This is a genomic window from Azospirillum sp. B4 (assembly GCF_000333275.1).
Taxonomy (GTDB): domain Bacteria; phylum Pseudomonadota; class Alphaproteobacteria; order Azospirillales; family Azospirillaceae; genus Nitrospirillum.
Genome location: NZ_BACU01000622.1, coordinates 1 through 20832, shown reverse-complemented (window position 1 = coordinate 20832; position 20832 = coordinate 1). Strand labels below are relative to the sequence as shown.

17 protein-coding genes and 1 pseudogene are annotated in these 20832 nt (G+C 67.1%); 7 read left to right on the top strand and 11 right to left on the bottom strand.

Annotated elements, in window-relative coordinates; translation table 11 throughout:
* Positions 1–3: 3 nt before the first annotated feature.
* Positions 4–456: a YaiI/YqxD family protein gene (locus I55_RS27755; protein ID WP_199902750.1), complete on the bottom strand. Its 453-nt coding sequence runs from the start codon at positions 454–456 to the stop codon at positions 4–6.
* Between the two features lie 126 nt (positions 457–582).
* Here I55_RS27755 and ettA point away from each other — a divergent pair, with 126 nt between their 5' ends.
* Positions 583–2259, top strand: a complete 1677-nt coding sequence (ettA, locus tag I55_RS27750; protein WP_044563973.1) for an energy-dependent translational throttle protein EttA — start codon at positions 583–585, stop codon at positions 2257–2259.
* A 71-nt stretch (positions 2260–2330) separates the two neighbouring features.
* On the opposite strand, the gene I55_RS27745 is transcribed toward ettA, so the two are convergent.
* From I55_RS27745 to I55_RS27715, 7 genes are all read right to left on the bottom strand, one after another.
* Positions 2331–3593 carry a histidine-type phosphatase gene (locus I55_RS27745; protein WP_044563972.1) on the bottom strand — a complete coding sequence of 421 codons (1263 nt, stop codon included), beginning with the start codon at positions 3591–3593 and terminating at the stop codon, positions 2331–2333.
* Positions 3593–6529 (bottom strand): TonB-dependent receptor, encoded by a 2937-nt coding sequence (locus I55_RS27740; RefSeq protein ID WP_044563971.1) that lies wholly within the window; start codon positions 6527–6529, stop codon positions 3593–3595. The genes I55_RS27745 and I55_RS27740 overlap by 1 nt, the downstream gene beginning before the upstream one ends.
* 129 nt (positions 6530–6658) lie before the next feature.
* Positions 6659–7642, bottom strand: a complete 984-nt coding sequence (locus I55_RS27735) for a FecR family protein (RefSeq protein WP_159107291.1) — start codon at positions 7640–7642, stop codon at positions 6659–6661.
* Complete coding sequence (locus I55_RS27730) at positions 7639–8154, bottom strand: RNA polymerase sigma factor (protein WP_044563970.1); 516 nt, start codon at positions 8152–8154, stop codon at positions 7639–7641. Before I55_RS27730 ends, I55_RS27735 begins: the two co-directional genes overlap by 4 nt.
* A 97-nt stretch (positions 8155–8251) precedes the next feature.
* Entirely contained in the window at positions 8252–9022 is a 771-nt protein-coding gene (locus I55_RS27725) for a hypothetical protein (RefSeq protein ID WP_044563969.1), read from the bottom strand.
* 98 nt (positions 9023–9120) lie between these two features.
* Positions 9121–9774: a phospholipid-binding protein MlaC gene (locus I55_RS27720; RefSeq protein WP_049974571.1), complete on the bottom strand. Its 654-nt coding sequence runs from the start codon at positions 9772–9774 to the stop codon at positions 9121–9123.
* Positions 9775–9897: 123 nt separating this feature from the next.
* The gene (locus I55_RS27715; RefSeq protein ID WP_044563968.1) at positions 9898–10647 is read right to left on the bottom strand and encodes a VacJ family lipoprotein; all 750 of its coding nucleotides are present in this window, start codon (positions 10645–10647) and stop codon (positions 9898–9900) included.
* A gap of 355 nt (positions 10648–11002) precedes the next feature.
* Here I55_RS27715 and I55_RS27710 point away from each other — a divergent pair, with 355 nt between their 5' ends.
* The 5 genes from I55_RS27710 to I55_RS27690 all read left to right on the top strand — a co-directional run bounded on the left by I55_RS27710 (position 11003) and on the right by I55_RS27690 (position 15274).
* The gene (locus I55_RS27710) at positions 11003–11932 is read left to right on the top strand and encodes a metalloregulator ArsR/SmtB family transcription factor (protein ID WP_044563967.1); all 930 of its coding nucleotides are present in this window, start codon (positions 11003–11005) and stop codon (positions 11930–11932) included.
* Between the two features lie 25 nt (positions 11933–11957).
* Positions 11958–12908 carry a methylenetetrahydrofolate reductase gene (gene metF, locus I55_RS27705; RefSeq protein ID WP_252181343.1) on the top strand — a complete coding sequence of 317 codons (951 nt, stop codon included), beginning with the start codon at positions 11958–11960 and terminating at the stop codon, positions 12906–12908.
* 148 nt (positions 12909–13056) lie between these two features.
* The gene (locus I55_RS39180) at positions 13057–13728 is read left to right on the top strand and encodes a beta/gamma crystallin-related protein (protein ID WP_159107290.1); all 672 of its coding nucleotides are present in this window, start codon (positions 13057–13059) and stop codon (positions 13726–13728) included.
* Positions 13729–13786: 58 nt separating this feature from the next.
* A complete protein-coding gene (locus I55_RS37420) occupies positions 13787–14374 on the top strand; it encodes a beta/gamma crystallin-related protein (protein ID WP_159107289.1) in 588 nt (195 codons plus the stop codon).
* Positions 14375–14515: 141 nt separating this feature from the next.
* Positions 14516–15274, top strand: a complete 759-nt coding sequence (locus I55_RS27690) for a sulfotransferase domain-containing protein (RefSeq protein ID WP_044563965.1) — start codon at positions 14516–14518, stop codon at positions 15272–15274.
* A 6-nt stretch (positions 15275–15280) separates the two neighbouring features.
* On the opposite strand, the pseudogene metH reads toward I55_RS27690, so the two are convergent.
* Together metH and I55_RS35515 are read right to left on the bottom strand one after the other, a co-directional pair.
* A pseudogene (gene metH, locus I55_RS33910) lies at positions 15281–17954 on the bottom strand (methionine synthase).
* 61 nt (positions 17955–18015) lie between these two features.
* Positions 18016–19089 (bottom strand): homocysteine S-methyltransferase family protein, encoded by a 1074-nt coding sequence (locus tag I55_RS35515; protein ID WP_044563979.1) that lies wholly within the window; start codon positions 19087–19089, stop codon positions 18016–18018.
* Positions 19090–19300: 211 nt separating this feature from the next.
* Here I55_RS35515 and I55_RS27675 point away from each other — a divergent pair, with 211 nt between their 5' ends.
* A complete protein-coding gene (locus tag I55_RS27675; RefSeq protein ID WP_044563964.1) occupies positions 19301–20536 on the top strand; it encodes a TIGR03862 family flavoprotein in 1236 nt (411 codons plus the stop codon).
* Between the two features lie 44 nt (positions 20537–20580).
* Here the strand turns inward: I55_RS27675 and I55_RS27670 are convergent.
* On the bottom strand, positions 20581–20832 hold a 252-nt coding region (locus I55_RS27670; protein WP_044563963.1), incomplete at its 5' end, for a TonB-dependent receptor.

The following is a 20832-nucleotide window of genomic DNA, read 5'->3' as shown; positions in this document are numbered from 1 at the left end:
CCGCTACTTCCCCGCCTTCCGGATGGCGTTCACCGCCTGGTCCAGCGCCTGCAGGAACTGCGACTTGTCGCGCTTGGCCATGGGGGCGTTGCCGCCCTGGACCACGCCCATGGCGCGCAGGTCGCTCATCAGCGCGCGGGTGGCGATGGCGGTGCCGATGGATTGGGGGGTGAAGGGGCGACCGGTGGGGCCGATCACCCGGCTGCCGGCTTTCAGGCAGCGGTCGGCCAGCGGAATGTCGGCGGTGATGACGATGTCGCCGACGCCGCAGTGGGTGGCGATCCAGTCGTCGGCGGCGTCGAAACTGTCGCTGACCACCACCAGCTGTACCAGGCCGCCGGCCGGCACCCGCAGGGGACCGTTGGATACCAGATAGGTCTTCAGCTGATAGCGTTCCGATACCTTGAACACCTCCTCCTTCACGGGGCAGGCGTCGGCGTCGACATAGATGTCCAGCATGGGGCTTAAGGCTTTCGCGTGAGTGCCGCCCGCGTTGCGCGCGGGTGGGATGGTGGGGTAAAAGGCGTCGCCGGCCGGGCTCAGACCCTGCCCTTGTTGCCACCCTTTGTGAAGAGACAGCCCATGGCGTCGTACCAATACGTTTATGTGATGAAGGGTGTGACCAAGGTCTACCCCGGCGGCCGCAAGGTTTTCGAGAACATCTGGCTGAGTTTCTACCCCGGCGCCAAGATTGGCGTGCTGGGCGTGAACGGCTCGGGTAAGTCCACCCTGCTGAAGATCATGGCCGGCCTGGACAAGGACTACAACGGCGAGGCCTGGGCCGCCGACGGCGTGTCGGTGGGCTACCTGCCGCAGGAACCGCAGTTGGACCCCAACAAGAACGTCCAGGAGAACGTCATGGACGCCCTGGGCGCCACCAAGGGCCTGCTGGACCGCTTCAACGAGGTCAGCAACGCCATGGCGGACCCGGACGCTGACTTCGACGCGCTGATCGCCGAGCAGGCGGAGCTGCAGGAGAAGATCGACGCCGCCGACGCCTGGGACATCGAGCGCACCGTGGACATCGCCATGGATGCCCTGCGCTGCCCCCCGGGCGACGCCGATGTGACCAAGCTGTCGGGCGGTGAGAAGCGCCGCGTGGCCTTGTGCAAGCTGCTGCTGTCCAAGCCGGACATGCTGCTGCTGGACGAACCGACCAACCACCTGGACGCCGAAAGCGTCGCCTGGCTGCAGCGCTTCCTGGCCGACTACAAGGGCACGGTGGTGATGGTCACCCACGACCGTTACTTCCTGGACAACGTCACCGGCTGGATCCTGGAACTGGACCGCGGCTCGGGCATCCCCTACGAAGGCAACTATTCCAGCTGGCTGGAGCAGAAGGAGAAGCGCCTGGCCCAGGAAGGCCGCACCGAGGACGCCCGCCAGAAGCAGCTGGCCCAGGAACTGGAGTGGGTGCGGCAGAGCCCGCGCGCCCGCCAGGCCAAGTCCAAGGCCCGTATCCAGGCCTACGAGGAATTGCTGGCCCAGAGCACGAAGGAGGCGATCACCGACACGCAGATCGTCATCCCCGTGCCGCCCCGCCTGGGCAACGTGGTCATCGAGGCCGACCATCTGAAGAAGGGCTTCGGCGACCGCCTGCTGATCGACGATCTGTCCTTCCGCCTGCCGCCGGGCGGCATCGTGGGCATCATCGGCCCCAACGGCGCCGGCAAGACCACCCTGTTCCGCATGATCACCAACCAGGACACGCCGGATGCCGGCACCTTCAAGGTGGGTGAGACGGTGAAGCTGGGCTATGTCGACCAGAGCCGCGACGCCCTGAACCCCAACAAGACGGTGTGGGAAGAGATCTCCGGCGGCCTGGACATCATCGAGCTGGGCAAGAAGTCCATGCCCAGCCGCGCCTACGTCTCCGCCTTCAACTTCCGTGGGTCCGACCAGCAGAAGAAGGTGGGACAGCTGTCGGGCGGTGAGCGCAACCGCGTGCACCTGGCCATGATGCTGAAGTCCGGCGCCAACGTCCTGCTGCTCGACGAACCGACCAACGACTTGGACGTGGAAACCCTGCGCGCCCTGGAAGAGGCGCTGGTCAGCTTCGCCGGCTGCGCCGTGGTCATCAGCCACGATCGCTGGTTCCTGGACCGCATCGCCACCCACATCCTGGCCTTCGAGGGCGAAAGCCAGGTGGTCTGGTTCGAGGGCAACTACCAGGACTACGAAGCTGACCGCAAGCGCCGCCTGGGCTCGGCCGCCGACCAGCCGCACCGTATCAAGTACCGCCCGCTGGTGCGCAACTGAGCGGTTGCTGTCAGGGAAGCAGAAAACGGGGGGCGGCGTGACCGCTCCCCGTTTTCGTTTTCACCGGCGCCTCAAGCGCCCCGTGTCGCGTCCTCCACGATGTGGCGGAACCGGTCCAGAGGGCAATCCATGGTTTGCCCAGCCTGGCTGCACCCGGGAATGAAGACCGGTGCCGACAAGGGCGGCCGGTCTTCGGTCAGGGGCATCAGGTCGCGCAGCTGCTTCAGGCTCTGCGCCGTGAAGCGGGCCCGGACGACGGCTTGGCCGTCCGCCCGCCGCCAGCGCTCCAGCACCAGGGCCGATCCAGGGGGCACCTGGTCGGGTTGATAGCCGGGCAGGACCCAGTCCAGGCGCAGCAGGCCCGCCAGCAGCAGGATGGTGCCGTCATGGCCCACCAGGACGCTGACGGCGGGACCGCCGCCCGACAGCAGGTCGACCAGGCGTCGGGCCAGCGGGCTGGCTCCCACCTGGGCGACATAGGGCGTCCGCAGACGGGCGTCCATGTCGGCGGCATGGGGCGCCCCAGATTGGGTCAACGCCGCCTCATCCACCCGGCCACCCAACAGGCTGGCCAGCGGCGCCCCGTCGGCGTAGGCCATCAGCAGACTTTCCGAGATGCCGGACGCCGTCGCCAGCGGGCTTTGCAAAGCCAGCCAGTCTTCACCCTGGCCCCGCGCCAGCGACGACGGCACCTCGGTCAGCAGCTTGCGTCCGGCCAGACGCCCGCCGGGTTGGGCTAGCGCCCGGCACTCCGCCGGATCGCAACCCAGCAGCAGGCGTTGCAGCGCCTCCACATCCGCGCGGTGGGCCGCGGTCCAGGCCGCGGCGTTGCCGATGCGGCCGCGCACGGCGGCCAGGGCCAGGTCGGGATCCAGGCGGCTGGCCCCCGCCGGTACCGGGTCGAACAGCGGATCCGCCTTGGTCGTCACCGTGTCGACCAGGGCCGGGCAGCCGGGCAGCAACTCCTGAACCAGCGCGCGGCCCGTTTCCACCGTGCGCTGGGGCAGGTTGGCATGCACCCGGGCGGCGGCGCAGTCGCCCGCCGGTAACAGGCGTAGCGCCCGGTAGTGCTCCCGATAATAGGCGCCGAACAGGCTGGCGGCGCGGAAGCCGTGCTCCGTCAGGTGGCCGGCCGGAACGGTGAAGCCGGGCCAGGGCTCCGCCGACCACTGGCCCAGTTGCTCCGGTGTGGACATGGCGGCACGGATGCCGTGCCGGGTCAGGATGACCACGCGTTCCAACCGCTCGGCCGGCGCCGCGTCAGCGCGGACCGGCGGCGCCAGGGCCAGCAGCAGTGTCGCCGCCGCCAGCCCCCGCAGGATACGCTTCCGCATCAGTACTTGGCCCGGATGCCGAAGCGGAAGGTGCGGCCGAAGTCCGTGTAGGTGCCGAACAGGCCGTTGTTCACGTACTGGCTCTGAGCCGCCCCGGTGACGTTGATGGCCTCCGCCGTCAGGGTCAGGTGGTCGTCGACGGCGTAGGTCGCGTTCAGGTCCAGGGTGCCGAAGGCCCGGTCATTGACCGAGGACAGGCCGTTGGTGCCCACCTGGTTCAGGATGTTGCCCGTCCAGCTGTAGGCGGCACGCAGGCCGATGGGACCTTTCTCGTAAAAGGCGGTCAGGTTGTAGCTGTGGCGAGCCACGCCGGCCAGGTCGGCCTCGAAGAAGCGGCCGGTGGTGATGTCGTGGTATGTCGCGCCGGAATTGGTGATGGTGAGGTTGGCTAGGAAGCCCAGCCCGTCGAACGGGGCTGGCAGGAAGGTAAACAGCTGCTGGTAGGCCAACTCGCCGCCGATGACATGGGCGCTGCCGCCGTTGACCGGCGCGGTCAGCAGGTAGCTTTGCCCATCCACAACCAGGGGGGTGACCTGGTTGAAGGTGAAGGTGCTGATGTCCTTGTAGAAGAAGTCGGCGATCAGGGCGCTGCTGCGGGTGAAGTACCATTCCGCCGACGCGTCGTACTGCCAGGCCTCATAGGGACGCAGCTGCGGGTTGCCGCCGGTGGCGGTGAAGATGGTGTTGGAGGAGTTCAGCGTGATCTGCGGCCCCAGGCTGGACAGCGACGGCCGGGTGATGACCTTGGAGGCAGCCAGGTGCAACTGCACGTCGGGCTGCAACTCCAGCACCAGGTTGGCCGAGGGCAGGGCGTTGGTGTAGATGCGCTCATACCGCACCGGAATGGCCTTGCTGCCGCTGGTCGCGCTGCCGCTGGACGTCTGGTCGGTGTTGGTGACGCGCAAGCCGGCGTCGCCGCGCAGCGGTAGACCGAACAGGGTGGTGGACAGGCTGGTCATGACATAACCGGCGCCAATGGTCTCCGTCACCTTGTAGGAATTGCGCTGATCGGCGGCCGTCAGTGGCTGGTTTACAACAGCGGGATCCATGCGGCTGAAGAAGGCGGCGGTATCCGGCACCAACCAGGTGCGGGGCAGGGTGCCGGAGGCGTTGCCCAGGAAGCCACTGACCGGGAAGCTGTCGTAGTAGCTGGCGGGGAAGTACTGGCCGGCGATGTTCTGGGTGATGGTCAGATCGCGGCGGTCATAGTCGCGGCCCCGGTCACGGTACTTGGCGCCCACCTGGATTTTGGAAAAGGGACCCCAGTCCAGGTCATGCTCCGCGTCGAACTGGATGGCGCCTTCCGTGTCCTTGGCGTTCTCGGTGCGCCATTCCAGGCGGCGGCCCGGCAGCAGGGTGATGGAGTTCAGGTCGGCGGTCAGATAGTTCAGGCTGGGCACCCCGTCGTCGGAGGACGGCATACTGAAGCTGACCTGGCCGGCGGACCCCAGGATGCGCGAGCGACGGATGGGTGTGGGTGTGCCGCTGTCGGCGCGGTTGTAGGCGCCGTCGGCCGACAGGGTCCAGCCATCGATACGGTATTTGCCGTTCAGCCCCACCTGGTAATTGGTGTGCAGCAGGTCGGACTCCTCGCGCCCGATCTGCACGCTCACCGGGGCGGTGGCGGCCACGACGGCGCCGTCCTTGATGACCACGCTGCCCGGCACCGCCTTCGAGATGGTCCAGTCGGCGGAATAGGTCTTCTCGTCGTAATGCATGTTCAGCCGGGTGAACAGCACGTCCAGGCCGACTTCCAGGTTGTCGTTGGGTGCCCATTGGGCGGCGGCGTTCATGCCCACGCGGCGGCTATGCTGCATCTCCAGCGTGGGGCGCTCGCCGCTGGCGTCGATGACGGGGCCGCTGTCGGCCTTGCCGTCGCCGTTGGTGTCGATCCCGTTGGGATAGAGCGTCCAGGTGCCGCCCAGCACGCGGTCCTGGCGCACCGTGCGCTCGTCATAAACGGCGGAGAGCAGGACGCCGAAGGTCTTGGCGTCGTTGTTCCAGCTGGTCAGGCCGGAGACGTGCGGGTCGGCGGCGTCGGCCAACTGGGCATAGCTGCCGCTGGCGGACCCGGCGAAGGTGACGTCGCCCAGTTCCAGCGGGCGGAAGGTGCGGATGTTCACCAGGCCGCCGATGGCGCCCTCATCCTGGCTGGCCAGGGGGCTTTTCACCACCTCGATGCCCGACACCAGTTCCGACGGCAGGGTATCGAAGCGGAAATTGCGGCCCGACTGGCCGCTGTCGCGCACGTTCTCGTTCACCGCCATGCTGCGGCCATTCAGGGTCGTGACCTCGAAATCGGGGCCCAGGCCCCGGATGCGGACGAACAGGCCCTCACCCCGGTCGCGGGAGATGCTGACGCCGGGGATGTGCTGCATCGCCTCGGCCACGTTCTGGCTGGGAAATTTGCCGATATCCTCGGCGGAGATGGCGTCGATCACGTTGTCCGCCAGGCGCTTGCTGTCCAAGGCGCGGGTGACGCTGCCGGCGAAACCGGTGACGACGATCTCTTCCAGCGGGCTGGCGTCGCTGATGGCGAGGGCAGGGGCGGATGCGGCGACGGCGGCCGGCGCGGCGGCGGTCTTGGTCACGCCCAGTTTCAGCACCACGCTATCACCGTCCAAGGTGTAGTCCAGCCCCGTGCCGGTCAGCAGGCGGCCCAGCGCGTCGGCGGTGCTGAAGGCGCCGGTGACGCCGGCGGTGTGCTTGCCGTCCAGCAGCGCCGGGTCGGCCAGCACCTGCAGGCCGGTGGCGCGGGAGAAGGCGTTCAAGGCGGCGCGCAGGTCGCCGGCGGTGATGGTGAACTGCGTGACGCTCTGTGCCGCCAGAGCGGCCGGTGCCAGGGCCGTGACCGCCGCCATGCCCAGGGCCAGGGCGGAGGCCGAGGCGCGCAGATGGCGCAGGGCGCGGGTCAGCGTCGTGTCCAGGTTCTTCATTCTTGTCCCCAAATCCCGTGAGCCGCGTCCCCCCGTGGGCGCGACCTCGGGCCGGAAGACGCCCGGGACGCCGGAATCCGGACATCGAATTTTATGAAGCTTATGAGACGCCGCCGGTGCCGGATCGACTCAAGCCGTGGGCACCAGGACCAGCCGGTCGGGCTGCCGCTCCACCGTGAAGCCGTGCACGCGGCCCAGCGTGGAGAGCAGGCGCGCGGGATCATCCAGGCGGAAGCGGCCGGAGATCTGGTGGCCCGCCAGCCGGCTGTCGGTCAGCACGATGGGCAGGGGTGACCGCCGGCTCAACCGTTCGGCCAGCCGGCCTAGGCTGATGCCCTCCGTCTCCAGCCAGCCCTGGCGCCAGTCCTCGACCCCTGGATTGAAGTCCGCCAGGGGCTGAAGCTGGCCGTTGTGAACGGCGGCCCGTTGGCCGGCGGTCAGGTCGCGGGTGCCATCGGTGCTGTCAGCGCTGAAGCGCACCCGGCCGCGATAGACCGACAGCTCCACCATGTCGCGGGTCAGGTCGACGTCGAAGGCGGTGCCCAGCACCCGGATCGCCGCACGCCCGCCGGCCTGGATCTCGAAGGGCCGGCCGACGTCGTGCGCCACGTCGAAATAGACCTCCCCCTGGGTCAGTGTCACCCAGCGGTGGCCATGGCCCAGTCGAGCCTCCACCACCGTGTCGCCGTTGAGATCCAGCCGGGTGCCGTCGGGCAAGGTGATGGTGCGTCCCTGGCCGCCCGCCGTCTCATAACGTAGGGGGGTGGCGAGGGACCGGTCGATCGCGGGCCAGGCGACCACCAGTGCCATCGCCGCGCAGGCGGCCAGCGCGAGTGCGGGCAGCCGGCGCCGGATGGCGGCCACACCCCGGGCTGGGCCGGGTGTGGGGTTCTGGACGGCCTGCAACCCGGCCAGCGCCTCCGCCAGGGCGGGATCCTCCAATGTTGCGGTCAGTGCGTCATAGCGATCGCGATGGTGGGGATCGGCCGTTAGCCAGGCTTGGAAGGCGGCTTCCTCTTCCGCTGGCAGGGCCGCGCCGGCGCGGCGGAGCGCCCAGCGGGCCGCTTCCTCCGACAGGCCGGGGCCGCACAAGGTGGAACGGTTTGCCGTCACGGCGTTTCCTCCTGCCGCGCGGCAGAGGGACGGGAGCGGTCCTTCCGTGACATTTCCTGATGCAGCCATTCCAGGGCGCGCACCACATGCTTTTCCGCCGCCGCTTCGCTGATGTTCAGGGACAGCGCGATGTCACGCAAGCTTTCCCCCTGCAGGCGGCGGCGGACGAACACCTCCCGGCGCAAGGGCGGCATGGCCTCCAGCGCCCGCTGGAAGGCGGCGACGCGCTGACGATGCATGATCACCTCCTCCGCCCGGGGGGCCTCGCAAGCGAGATCCTCGCCCAGTTCCTCGGTGGCGGCCCGCCGGCTGGCCCGGAAATGGTCGCGCACCAGGTTCTGCGCGATGCGGAAGCACAGGGCGGCGCTGTCGCCCACCGTGCTTTTCAGCCGGTAGGTGAACAGGCGGATGAAGGTCTCCTGCACCAGATCCTCGCTGACCCACGGGTCCCCCACCCGGCGCATGATGAACCGGTACAGGCTGCCGCGTTCGGGTAACAGGTCCTCGGTCATGGCGGGTGCCCCTGGCCTACGATGGCAGGCCCTCTACCACCATCGGCGGCGGCTGGCGACCGCGGGTGCGTGACATTCCTGTGACCAGCCCTCGGCCTTAAGGCGGAAGCAGATGGGCGGCCACCGTGGTTTCCATCGCCTGGTCGCGGGCGATTTCCCCGGGCGGCGCCACCGTCCATGGCCAAGTGGCCAGGCGATCCCCCGGCAGCGATAGACCGGCCAACGGGTCCTCCCGCCGGCGAATATGGCCGCCGCCGTCCAGCCAGCGCCGCTCCACATCCGCCAGGATCAGGCAGGGGGCGGCCAGGCGGGCCAGATGGTCCAGGTGGGCCTGGACGATGGCGGCGGCCTGCGTGTCGGCGGCGGTCTCGCCAGCTTCTTCCGCCGCCAGGGCGCGGGGCGTCAGCGGCAATTGCGACAGGATGTTCAGGGACAGGACCAGATCCGGCGCCGTGCCGACATGGGCGTCGCAATGGGGGGCCAGCGGCCGGCCGGCGACGATGTCGGCGGCGGTACCGGTCAGGTCCACAAGGTCCAGGATGATCCTGGGCTCACGCCAAGCCGCCCAGCGGACCCCTGGGTCGTGGGCGATGTCGGCCAGGATGACGCGGCCGAAGTGCCGCAGCAGCTGGTCCGGCGCCGGAAGATCCAGCAAGGGACCGGAGCCCAGCACCAGCAAGGTGCCGCCCCGGCCGAAGCGCCCCGCCATTTCCATGATCAAATGGCGCGTGTTGGCCAGGTGCGGCGCCCAGGCCTCGCGGCACCGGCGGGCGCGGGCGCGAATGGCAGCGGGTTCGCGATGATAGCCCAGCCGCCGGGCGGCGGGGGGACAGATTGTCAGGGTGCTGGTGATCCATTCCCAAAGCATGGACGCACGCTAATGGGTGGGCCGCCAAAAAGAAATGCCGCCCCCGGGTCGTTGCCCGCGGGGCGGCATTCCAACTGCCAATTCTCTCGGTGCCGGCCTTATTGGGCCACGCCGGCGTTGGCCTTCTGAATGCGGTCACGCAGCGCTTCCAACAAGGCGTTGAAGTCACCGCCATGGCTTTCGATCACGGACGCGAACTCCGACCGCTGGGTCAGGCTCATGCTCACGTTTTCCACCACCACGTCGATGATGCGGAAACCGCCGTCCTTGGACCGGATGCGCCAGTCGACGTTAACCGCCGGACCGTTGGAGCGGACCACCTGGCTGTTGACGATGGCGTCCTTCTCCCCGTCCGGCTGGGCGGTGCCGACCTTGAAGGTCTCACCCGCGTACTGGCTGAAGCGCTCGGAATAGACCGAGACGATCATGGTCTGGAACAGCTTCATGTATTCCTGGCGCTGGGCGTCGTTGGCGACGTTCCAGTAGCGGCCCAGGACGAAGCGGCCGATGGTCTGCAGGTCGAAATTCTGTTCCAGCAGCTGGGTGAAGGTGGACTGGATTTCGCCCTTGGAGGCGCCGGGCTTGGACAGGACGCCGATGGCTTTGTCGCCCAGGCCCTGCACGAACTTCACCGCGGCGCCCGTGTCGGCGGCAGCCTGGGCGGGAGTGGCGAGCGGAAGGCCCAGCGACAGGGCAAGGCCCAGCGTGGCGGTACCAAGCAAAAGAGTGCGGCGGGTCAGCATGTTGGTCATGACCTTGTTGATCTCGTCGTGTGTCAGGACTGTCGGGTGGGGACAGGGGCGGGTGCAGTGACGGGGGTCACGGTGGGTCGGTACAGTTTCTGCCGGGGCCCGGTTTCGCCCGACGCTTTTCTATTACGGATCAGGGTTCTGGGAGTAGTCGGGAATGGTGGGGTACTGGCGCGGATCTGCCTTGCCGTTCAGGACATAGCCATCACGCTGCTGCCGGTACAAGGCGCGCATCGCGGCATAATAATCCACGCTGTTCTTGCGAATGTCGTCCAGCGCCTCGAAGTATGTCGACCGGACATCCACCACGGTCAGGCCCACGCGGGTGTAGTTGGCCCAATCGTTATCGGTGTTGGCGGCCACCCGGGTGACAGGGTCGCCCCAGGCCTCCAGGCCGAAGCCGACAGCGTCGCGCACGGACGATGATCCCAGGAAGGGCAGCACCAGATACGGCCCTTCATCGATACCCCACACGGCGAAGGTCTGATCCAGGCTTTCATATTCGTAGGGCATGCCGTTGGCGGCGGCCACGTCCACCAGTCCGCCGATGCCGACGGTGGAATTGATGACGAACCGTTCCACCGCCACGCCAGCGCCATGCCAGTCGCCTTGCAGAAGCTTGTTGGCCAGCGTCAGGGGGGAACGCACGTTGTTCAGCACGTTGGAAACGGCTTCGCGCAAGGCTGGGGGCAGGGCCCAGCGGTACGCTTGGGCCACGGGGCGAAGGACGTTCTGGTCGACCTTGTCGTTGAACCAGAAGATGCCGCGGTTCATGCCTTCCAGCGGATCGTTCGGTTCCGTGCCCGCCAGGGCCGGATGCATGGGCGTGCCATCCGGCTTTGTGGCGCAGGCCGAGGTGGCCAGCAGGGCCGTCATGGCAAGTATCGCGGGGGCCAGTCGCCGTCCCGGGCGTGCCCACGGGAAAGAAACAAGGGGACCGCTCGGCAAGGTCAGCGACATGAGGCGCATGCGTCAACCCACGGTTAAGTTGGTTATTGGTGAATGATTGGCACACTTTGTGGCCAAATCCAGGCACCACTAAGAGGTGGGCCAGCGTGGGGCCATTTTCTATCTGACCTTCGATATAGGGGTACGCCGTCGGGCGAATGGACCCGCGCGCGGGCAGCGGCGGCGCTCGGCGCAGCGTTCTAGGTCATTATTCTCTCGCATAAAGACATCTTTATATGTACAAACGATCTAGCGATGAGAATGGCGTGGAGATCGTTGGACCATGGAATTCCTGCTGGGGGCCCTGAAGGCGGCGGCTGAGCCCACGCGCCTGCGTCTGCTGGCCCTGTGCGCCCATGGTGAGCTGACGGTTAGTGAACTGACGCAGATCCTGGGGCAGAGCCAGCCGCGCGTGTCGCGCCATCTGAAGCTGCTGTGCGATGCCGGCTTGCTGGACCGTTTCCGGGAAGGCATTTGGGCCTATTACCGCCTGGCGGAGCGTGGTGCCGTGGCTGAGCTGGCCCGCACCCTGGTGGATGCCATCCCGGCGGACGACCCCGGCCTGGCGCTGGATCTGGAGCGCCTGGACCAGATCAAGCGCGCCCGGCAGGAGACCGCAGCCCAGTATTTCCGCGACAACGCCGCGCGCTGGCATGAGGTGCGCAGCCTGCACGTGCCGGAGCGGGATGTGGAACAGGCGCTGCTGAGCCTGGTTCCCGCCGGCGGCATCAGTGATCTGCTGGACATCGGCACCGGCACCGGCCGCATGCTGGAGTTGTTCGCCCCCCACGTCACCCGGGCCCTGGGCATCGACGCCTCGCGTGAGATGCTGGCGGTGGCGCGGGCCAACCTGGAGAAGGCGGGGCTGCGTCATGTCCAGGTGCGGTTGGCCGACATGTACCAGGTGCCGGTGCCCAGCGGCAGCCAGGACATGGTGATCATCCATCAGGTCCTGCACTACGCCGAAGATCCGCAAGAGGTGGTGGTGGAGGCCGCGCGCGTGCTGCGGCCCGGCGGCCGCCTGGTGGTGGTCGATTTCGCCAGCCACGACCTGGAGAACCTGCGCGCCGATCATGCCCATCGCCGCCTGGGTTTCAACGATGCCGAGATGGCGCAGTGGTTCGCCCACGCCGGCCTGACGGCCGCGGCACCCGTGCATTTGCCGGGCACGCCGCTGACCGTGACCCTGTGGTCCGGCCAGCGGCCCGCCTGACCCCGAGAAGATCCCGAGAACGATGATGACGACCATGAACGAGATGCTGGAAACCGGTGCGGCCTTGGGTGGGGGGGAGCCGCTGGTGACCGTGCCGCGCGGCCTGCGCGTGAGCTTCGAATTCTTCCCGCCCAAGACGGAGAAGATGGAGCAGACGTTGTGGCAGGCGATCCACCGCCTGGCGCCCCTGTCGCCGGCCTTCGTCTCGGTCACCTATGGCGCCGGCGGCTCGACGCGGGAGCGCACCCACGCCACCGTCACCGAAATCCAGCGGCAGACGGGCATCCCGGCCGCTGCCCACCTGACCTGCGTGGCCGCCTCCAAGGAAGAGATCGACGCCATCGCCCGCGCCTATTGGGACGCCGGCATCCGCCATATCGTGGCGCTGCGCGGCGACCCGCCACAAGCGGCGGACGGTAGCGGCGGCCTGGGCGGCAGCGGCTACGTGCCCCATCCCGGCGGCTACGCCTATGCCACCGACCTGGTGGCGGGACTGAAGCGGGTGGCGGATTTCGAAATCTCCGTCGCCTGCTTCCCCGAAACCCATCCGGAGGCCGCCAGCGCCGCCGCTGACATCGACAACCTGCGGCGCAAGGTGGATGCCGGCGCCACCCGCGCCATCAGCCAGTTCTTTTTTGACACCGACAAGTTCCTGCGCTTCCGCGACAGGGTGGCGGCGGCCGGTATCAGCATCCCCATCGTGCCCGGCATCCTGCCCATCACCAATTTCGCCCGCGCGGTGGACCTGGGCGCCAAGTGCAATTGCGCCGTGCCGGAATGGATGAACGACCTGTTCGGCGGCCTGGACGCTGAGCCCGAGACCCGCCAGCTGGTGGCGGCCACCGTGGCCGTGCAGCAGTGCCTGCGGCTGGAGCGGGAAGGGGTGCGGGACCTCCACTTCTACACCCTGAACCGCGCCGACCTGACGGTGGCCATCTGTCACATGCTGGGCGTGCGGGCGCCAGCGGCGGCGTGAAACCCGAATGATGTCATCCCCTTGCCATGGGCTCGCCATTCTCGGCCGTTTAGGTTAAATCCGCCGGGAAGGCATTCTTGCAAGCAATGCCCCCAATGGAAGGCCGGCGGGGCGTTTCCCGCCGGACCTGATGACAGGGTGGACCGTCATGACACGTTTGATGCACCGATTGATGGGCGCGGCCGTCCTGGCCGGCACCCTGATGACCGCTGGCGCCGCGCTGGCGGGAGAGATCACCCTTTTCTCCGAGCCCGGCTTCCGGGGCGAGGCGCTGACCATCCGCGACGGCGTGGAGAATCTGGCCGACATGGGTCGCTGGAACGACCGCGCCAAGTCCATGATCGTGCGTTCCGGTGAGTGGGAGGTGTGCAAGCACGCCGGCTTCCGCGACTGCAAGCGGGTGGGCCGCGGCACGCGCATCGGCGACCTGGGCTCTATCGGACTGTTCAACAGCATTTCCTCCGCCCGCCAGATCGACGGCCGTGATTGGCCGCCCGCCCCGCCCCCGCCGCCCCCGCCGCCGGTCTATGCCCCGCCGCCCAGCTATGGCGGCGGCATCACCTGGAACAACGGCCCCTCGGGCTATGATCAGCCTCCGCCCCCGCCGCCGCAGGGTGGCATCACCTGGAACGATGATCGCCGTGACGGCCCGCCGCCCATGGGCGACTGCCGCCGCCGCGTCTTCGACGCTTTCGTCCAACGCTTCGGCCGCCCGCAGGACTTCGACTTCCGGGGCGAGGAGTGGGAAGGCCGCATCCACTGGAACGGGGAGCGTTGGCACTACCGCTGCACGCCGGAACAGATCAACATCTGGCAGTGATCTTGCTGGGCCTGGCATCGGCAACCGATGCCAGGCCTTTCTCATCCCGGGGGGGACAATGGCGCATCATCTGGTGGGGCAGCTGATCGGGGCCAGCTTGTTATTGGGTGCTGCGATGCCAAGCTTGGCGCGGGCCGGCGATGGTCACATCATCCTCTATTCCGAGCGGGACCGGAAAGGCGACGCCCTGGATATTGAGGACGACACCGACAACCTTGGGTATACCCGGTGGAACGACCGGGCACGGTCCCTGGCGGTCACCGGCGGCACCTGGGAAGTATGTCGCCATGCCGGTTACCGTGACTGCGTGACCGTCAGCGGTTGGGAAAAGATCAATGACTTGGCCAGCATCGACCTGGACCAGGCCATCTCCTCCCTGCGCCAGACTGACCGGCCGCAGCCATCGCGCCTCAACTCCCCCTTCGGCATGACTGTCGTCTGGAATGACGAGAAGCCAAGGTCGGTCTGGCCGCAGGGTGATTCGGCCTATTGCCGGCCGGACATACGGGAGGCGTTTGAGCGGCGTTTCGGCTATTCAAGCGCAGGCGAAATTGAAGGCGATGAGGCCTCGGGCCGTGTGACATGGCAAGGCAAGACCTGGGGCTACCACTGCGCGCCGCGCCAGCTCGATATCTGGCCGGAATAGTTCGGCGGTGCGTCTTGAGGCGTTAGCGGCTGAGGGCCCCTATTGCGCAAGGCTAGGTTGGTGCTGTTACTTTAAGCCGAATGTATGGGGTGCCATATTGGTGTAGCCTGAAGGTTCTATGTGCTTTTTCCGGAATTGGTGATGCATCCTAATCTTTTTGTGCTTGGGGCAGGTAAGTGCGGCACTACGTCGCTCTATCATTTGCTTGAGAGGCATTCAGACATCCATGTCTGCGTCCCCAAGGAGCCAAGCTTTTTCTGCAGACAATTTCAGGTGGTAAAAAACCCAATAGATTATTTCAAACTTTTTGACTCAAATTTGAAATATCGGGTAGACTCTTCTCACGTCTACTTTTCAAATCCGGAAACGGCGCCTGTGTTGCGCGACCTGTTTCCCGAGGCGAAATTCCTTGTGATTCTACGCCAGCCGAAGGCGCGATCCTATTCACTTTATCAGCATATGCGTCGCCATTATCACGAAGATGGCCATCCTCTGGAGTTGATCGATAGCTTTGTTGAAGCCTTGCGCCTGGAAGGCGAAAGATTCCAATCGCCAGATTTCCTCTCCATGTGTCGCCATTATTTCTGGAATTTTATGTATATGCGCTCATCACAATACGATGAGCAGCTGGCGAGGTATTTTGAAATATTCCAGAGAGAACGTTTTCTCGTGATGACCCTTGCCGAATTCGAGCGAAGCCCGGCCCTTATAATTCGTGCCATAGCCGACTTTCTCGACATCGACCCGGATGGCTTCGGACGTCAGGTGCCCATCACAAATGTGGCGCCATCCTATAGTCCGTTTGATTCCGAGTGCGATGCCCTCATGGGGGCGCATTTCGGCAACCTGACGGCACGTGTTGATCAGCTGGTCGGCCGGCCGTTGGATTGGTCGCGCTGATTGCGGTTACGCCGCCGCCGCGCCCCCGGTGGTGGTGGGCTCGTAGTTCAGGTTGGGGGCCAGCCAGCGTTCCATGATGGCGAGGTCCATGCCCTTGCGCACGGCATAGTCCGCCACCTGGTCGCGCTCCACCTTGCCCAGGCCGAAATACTTGGCGTCCGGATGCGCGAAGTACAGGCCGCTGACGGCCGCCGTGGGCGTCATGGCGTAGCTTTCGGTCAGCGTGACGCCGGTGTTGGCCTCCGCGTCCAGCAACCGCCACAGGATGCCCTTTCTCGTGTGGTCGGGGCAGGCGGGTAGCCCGGGGGCCGGCGGATGCCGCGATACTTCTCCGCGATCAGATCCTCATTGCTCAACGCCTCGCCCGCGGCATAGCCCCACAGTTCGGTGCGCACGCGCTCATGCATGCGCTCGGACAGGGCTTCGGCCAAGCGGTCGCCCAAGGCCTTCAGCAGGATGGCGCTGTAGTCATCATGCGCCGCTTCGAAGGCCTTGGCCCGTTCCTCCAGCCCGATGCCGGCGGTGACGGCGAAGCCGCCGATCCAGTCGGCGACACCCGTTTCCTGGGCGCCACGAAGTCGGCCAGGGCCAGGTGCGGCCGGTCGCGGCCGGGCTCGCGCGCCATCTGCTGGCGCAGGGTATGCAGCGTGGCCGTCACCGTCGTGCGGCCGGCGTCGGCATAGACCTCAATATCGTCGCCCACGGTGTTGGCGGGCCACAGGCCGACCACGGCGCGGGCCGTCAGCCACTTCTCGCCGACGATCCGTTGCAGCATGGCCTGGGCGTCGGCGTAGAGGTTGCGCGCCGCCTCCCCCACCACGGCGTCCTCCAGGATGGCGGGGAAGGTGCCGGCCAGCTCCCAGGCCTGGAAGAAGGGGCGCCAGTCGATGCGCGACACCAGTTCCGCCAAGTCGTAATCCGCGAACACCGTCAGGCCGGGCTTCAGCGGCTGTGGCGCTTCATAGGAAGCCCAGTCCAGCTTGGCGCGGTTGGCGCGGGCGTCGGCTAGGGCCAAGCGCGCCCGGCCGGCCTGGGCCTTGGCGTGCGCTTCGCGCATGCGGGCGTAATCACCCTTCACACCCTGGGTGTAGTCGCCCTTGGCGGCCAGGCTGATCAGGTTGCCGGCAACGCCCACGGCGCGGCTGGCGTCGATGACATGGACCACGGGGCCGGTGTAGGCCGGGTCGATCTTCACGGCGGTGTGCACCTTGCTGGTGGTGGCGCCGCCAATCAGCAGCGGCAGGTCGAAGCCTTCCCGCTGCATCTCCTTGGCCACGAACACCATCTCGTCCAGCGACGGGGTGATCAGGCCGGACAGGCCGATGATGTCGGCCTTTTCCTTGCGCGCCATCTCCAGGATCTGGGCGCAGGGCACCATGACGCCCAGGTCCACGACCTCGTAGTTGTTACACTGCAGCACCACGCCGACGATGTTCTTGCCGATGTCGTGCACGTCGCCCTTCACCGTGGCCAGCAGCACCTTGCCGTTGCTGCGGCTGGCCGCGCCATCCTTCTCCGCCTCGATGAAAGGCAGCAGGTAGGCCACGGCCTTCTTCATGACGCGGGCCGACTTCACCACCTGGGGCAGGAACATCTTGCCGGCGCCGAACAGGTCGCCCACCACGTTCATGCCGTCCATCAGCGGGCCTTCGATCACCGACAGCGGACGGTCGGCGGCCTGGCGCGCCTCCTCCACATCCTCATCGATCCAGTCGGTGATGCCCTGGACCAGGGCATGGGTCAGGCGCTGGTTCACCGGCGCCTCACGCCAGCTGAGGTCGGCCTCCTTCTTGGTGCCACCGCCCTTGTACTTCTCCGCCACCTCCAGCAGCCGGTCGGTGGCGTCTTCGCGGCGGTTGAGGATGACGTCCTCCACCCGCTCCCGCAGCTCCTCCGGGATGTTCTCGTACACCGGCAGCTCACCGGCGTTGACGATGCCCATGTCCATGCCGGCGGCGATGGCGTGGTACAGGAACACGGCGTGCATCGCCTGGCGCACCGTCTCGTTGCCCCGGAAGCTGAACGAGACGTTGGACAGGCCGCCGGAGACGTGGGCGCCCGGCAGTTCCGCCCGGATACGGCGCGTGGCGTTGATGAAGTCGACGGCGTAGTTGTTGTGTTCCTCGATGCCCGTGGCCACGGCGAAGATGTTGGGATCGAAAATGATGTCTTCCGGCGGGAATCCCACCGTGTTGACCAGCACGTCATAGCTGCGGCGGCAGATCTCCACCTTGCGGGCCTCGGTGTCGGCCTGGCCCTTCTCGTCGAAGGCCATGACCACCACGGCGGCGCCATAGCGGCGCACCTTCTTCGCCTGCGCGATGAAGGCGTCCTCGCCCTCCTTCAGGCTGATGGAATTGACGATGGCCTTGCCCTGGACGTTCTTCAGCCCCGCCTCGATCACGCTCCACTTCGAACTGTCGATCATCACCGGCACGCGGGCGATGTCGGGCTCCGACGCGATCAGGCGCAGGAAGCGGACCATGGCGGCCTCGCTGTCCAGCATGGCCTCGTCCATGTTGATGTCGATGACCTGGGCGCCGCCCTCCACCTGCTGGCGGGCGACGGCCAGGGCCGCCTCATAGTCGCCGTTCAGGATCAGCTTCTTGAACTTGGCCGATCCGGTGACGTTGGTGCGCTCACCCACATTGATGAAGACGGCGGTGCGGGTCTCGGTCATGGCGGCGGTGTCCGGAAGCGAGGAGGGGCTGATGGCGGCTGGGAGCGGAAGGCGGACAGGATCAGAAGGCCGGCATCTCGAACGGCTCCAGCCCCGCCAGGCGCATGCGGGCCGGGCGATCGGCCGGCGGCCGCGGGGTGATGCCCTTCACGGCCTGGGCGATGGCGCGGATATGGACGGGGGAGGTGCCGCAGCAGCCGCCGACGATGTTGACCAGGCCGTCGCCGGCCCAATGGCGGAGGGCGTCGGCCATCTGCTCCGGCGTCTCGTCATAGCCGCCGAATTCGTTGGGCAGGCCGGCGTTGGGGTGGGCGCTGACATAGGTGTCGGCGATGCGGCTCAGTTCCTGGACATAGGGGCGCATCAGGTCGGCGCCCAGGGCGCAGTTCAGGCCGATGCTCAGCGGCTTCACATGGCGCAGGCTGTTCCAGAAGGCTTCCGTCGTCTGGCCGGACAGGGTGCGGCCGGAGCGGTCGGTGATGGTGCCGGAGATCATGACCGGCAGTTCCAGGCACTTTTCCTCCAGCACCTCGTCGATGGCGAACAGGGCGGCCTTGGCGTTCAGGGTGTCGAAGATGGTCTCGACCAGCAGCATGTCCACCCCGCCGTCGATCAGGCCTTCCGTCTGGGTGCGGTAGGCCAGGCGCAGCTCGTCGAAATCGACATTGCGGAAACCGGGGTCGGTCACCACCGGGCTGATGGAGGCGGTGCGGTTGGTGGGGCCGATGGCGCCGGCGACGTAGCGCGGTCGCGACGGGTCCTTGTCCTCCAGCGCGTCGCCGGCCTGTCGAGCCAAGGCGGCGCCGGCCTTGTTGAACTCGTACGCCAGATCCTCCATGCCATAGTCGGCCAGGCTGATGCTGGTGGAGTTGAAGGTGTTGGTCTCGACGATGTCGGCGCCGGCATCGAAATACTGCTGATGGATTTCGCGCACGATCTGCGGCTGGGTCAGGTTCAGCAGGTCATTGTTGCCGCGCACGTCGCGGTGCCAGTCCTTGAACCGCTCCCCGCGATAGCCCGCCTCATCCAGCTTGTAGCCCTGAATCATGGTGCCCATGGCGCCGTCCAGCACCAGGATGCGTTGCTTNCAGCACTCCGGCAGGGCGGCCAAACGTTCGGAACGGGTCAGGGCCATGGTCGCGTACTCCACCGGCATGAGGGGCGCCGGGTATGTTCAGGTAACATGTTCGCCACCCTAGTCATGTGGGGATACAGATGCAAACATAAAGATGTCTTTATGTGATGCGCGAGGCGCAGGCGCCATGCGCTTTTGTGGTGGCACGCATTGACGGCGATGCTGGTGCGTGCCTAGAAGCGGCTGGAACTGAATTCGTGGGGGACAGAGGGTGCCGCAGACAGCGGAGCGAGAGGGGCGGGCACGCCCGGCGGTGGCCATCATCGGGGCGGGACCCGCCGGCCTGATGGCGGCCGAGGCGCTGGCCGGGAAGGGCTTCGCCGTCACGGTGTTCGACGCCATGCCCTCGCCAGCGCGCAAGTTCCTCATGGCCGGGCGTGGCGGCCTGAACATCACCCATTCCGAACCGCTGGACCGCTTCCTCACCCGCTATGGCGAGGCCGCCCCGGTGGTGGGTCCGTGGATCGAGCGCTTCACCCCCGCCGATTTGCGCGACTGGGTGCATGGCCTGGGTATCGAGACCTTCGTGGGCAGCAGCGGCCGCGTCTTCCCGGTGGGCCTCAAGGCCTCCCCCCTGCTGCGCGCCTGGCTGCGGCGGCTCGACGGCCTGGGCGTGACGCTGAAGACCCGCCACCGCTGGACCGGTTGGAATGCCGATGGCGCGTTGACCTTCGACACGCCGGACGGTGTCCAACTGGTGGCGGCCGATGCGACCCTGCTGGCCCTGGGCGGCGCCAGCTGGCCGCGCCTGGGCTCCGACGGCGGCTGGGCAACCTTGCTGGCGGCGAAGGGCGTTGAACTCGCCCCCTTCCGCGCCGCCAACGCCGGCTTCGACGTCGCCTGGTCCCCCTCCTTCATCGAGCGGGCGGAGGGCCAACCCCTGAAACGCATCGCCCTGTCCTTCGCCCGCCAGACCAGCCGGGGGGAGGCGGTGGTGACCCGTACCGGCCTGGAGGGCGGCGCCCTCTACGCCCTGGGCGCCCCCTTGCGGGAGGCCATCGCCTGCGACGGCCAGGCGGTGCTGACCCTGGACCTCAAGCCCGACCTGGACTTAAGGGCCGTCACGGCCCGTCTGGCCAAGGCGCCGCCGTCGGAAAGCCTGAAGAACCGCCTGCGCAAGGCCCTGGGCCTGGAGGGTGTCATCCCCGCCCTGCTGCGTGAGGGTGCGGCCCCTGCCGACCTCGCCACCCCGGCGGCCCTGGGCGCCCGCCTGAAGGCCCTGCCCATCACCCTGACCGCCATCCGCGACCTGGACCGCGCCATTTCCACCGCCGGCGGCATCAGGCTGACCGAACTGGACGAGCACCTGATGCTGCGCCGCCTGCCGGGTGTTTTCGCCATGGGCGAGATGCTGGACTGGGAAGCGCCCACGGGCGGCTACTTGCTGCAGGCCTGCTTCAGCGGGGCGCTGGCGGCGGCGGCGGGCGTCGCCAATTTCTTAGGATAGGTGTCAGGCCGGCCACGACACCCGCGCCGGCCTGACGGTGGAACTCAGAACTTGGCGCGCACCCCGGCGGTGTAGCGGCGACCGTAGTAATAAATTTCGCGCGCCTGGGTGGGGGTGTTGCCGTAGTTGTACAGGGCGGCACCCAGCAGGTTGGTGCCTTCCAGGGTCAACGTGATGTTGTCCGTCACGGCATAGCTGAGGCTGGCGTCCAGCGTGCCGTAGGCGTCGACATTGGTGTCCGAGCTGACCTCGTTGCCGAACCCGCTCATATACGCGATGCGCCAGGAATAGCTGAG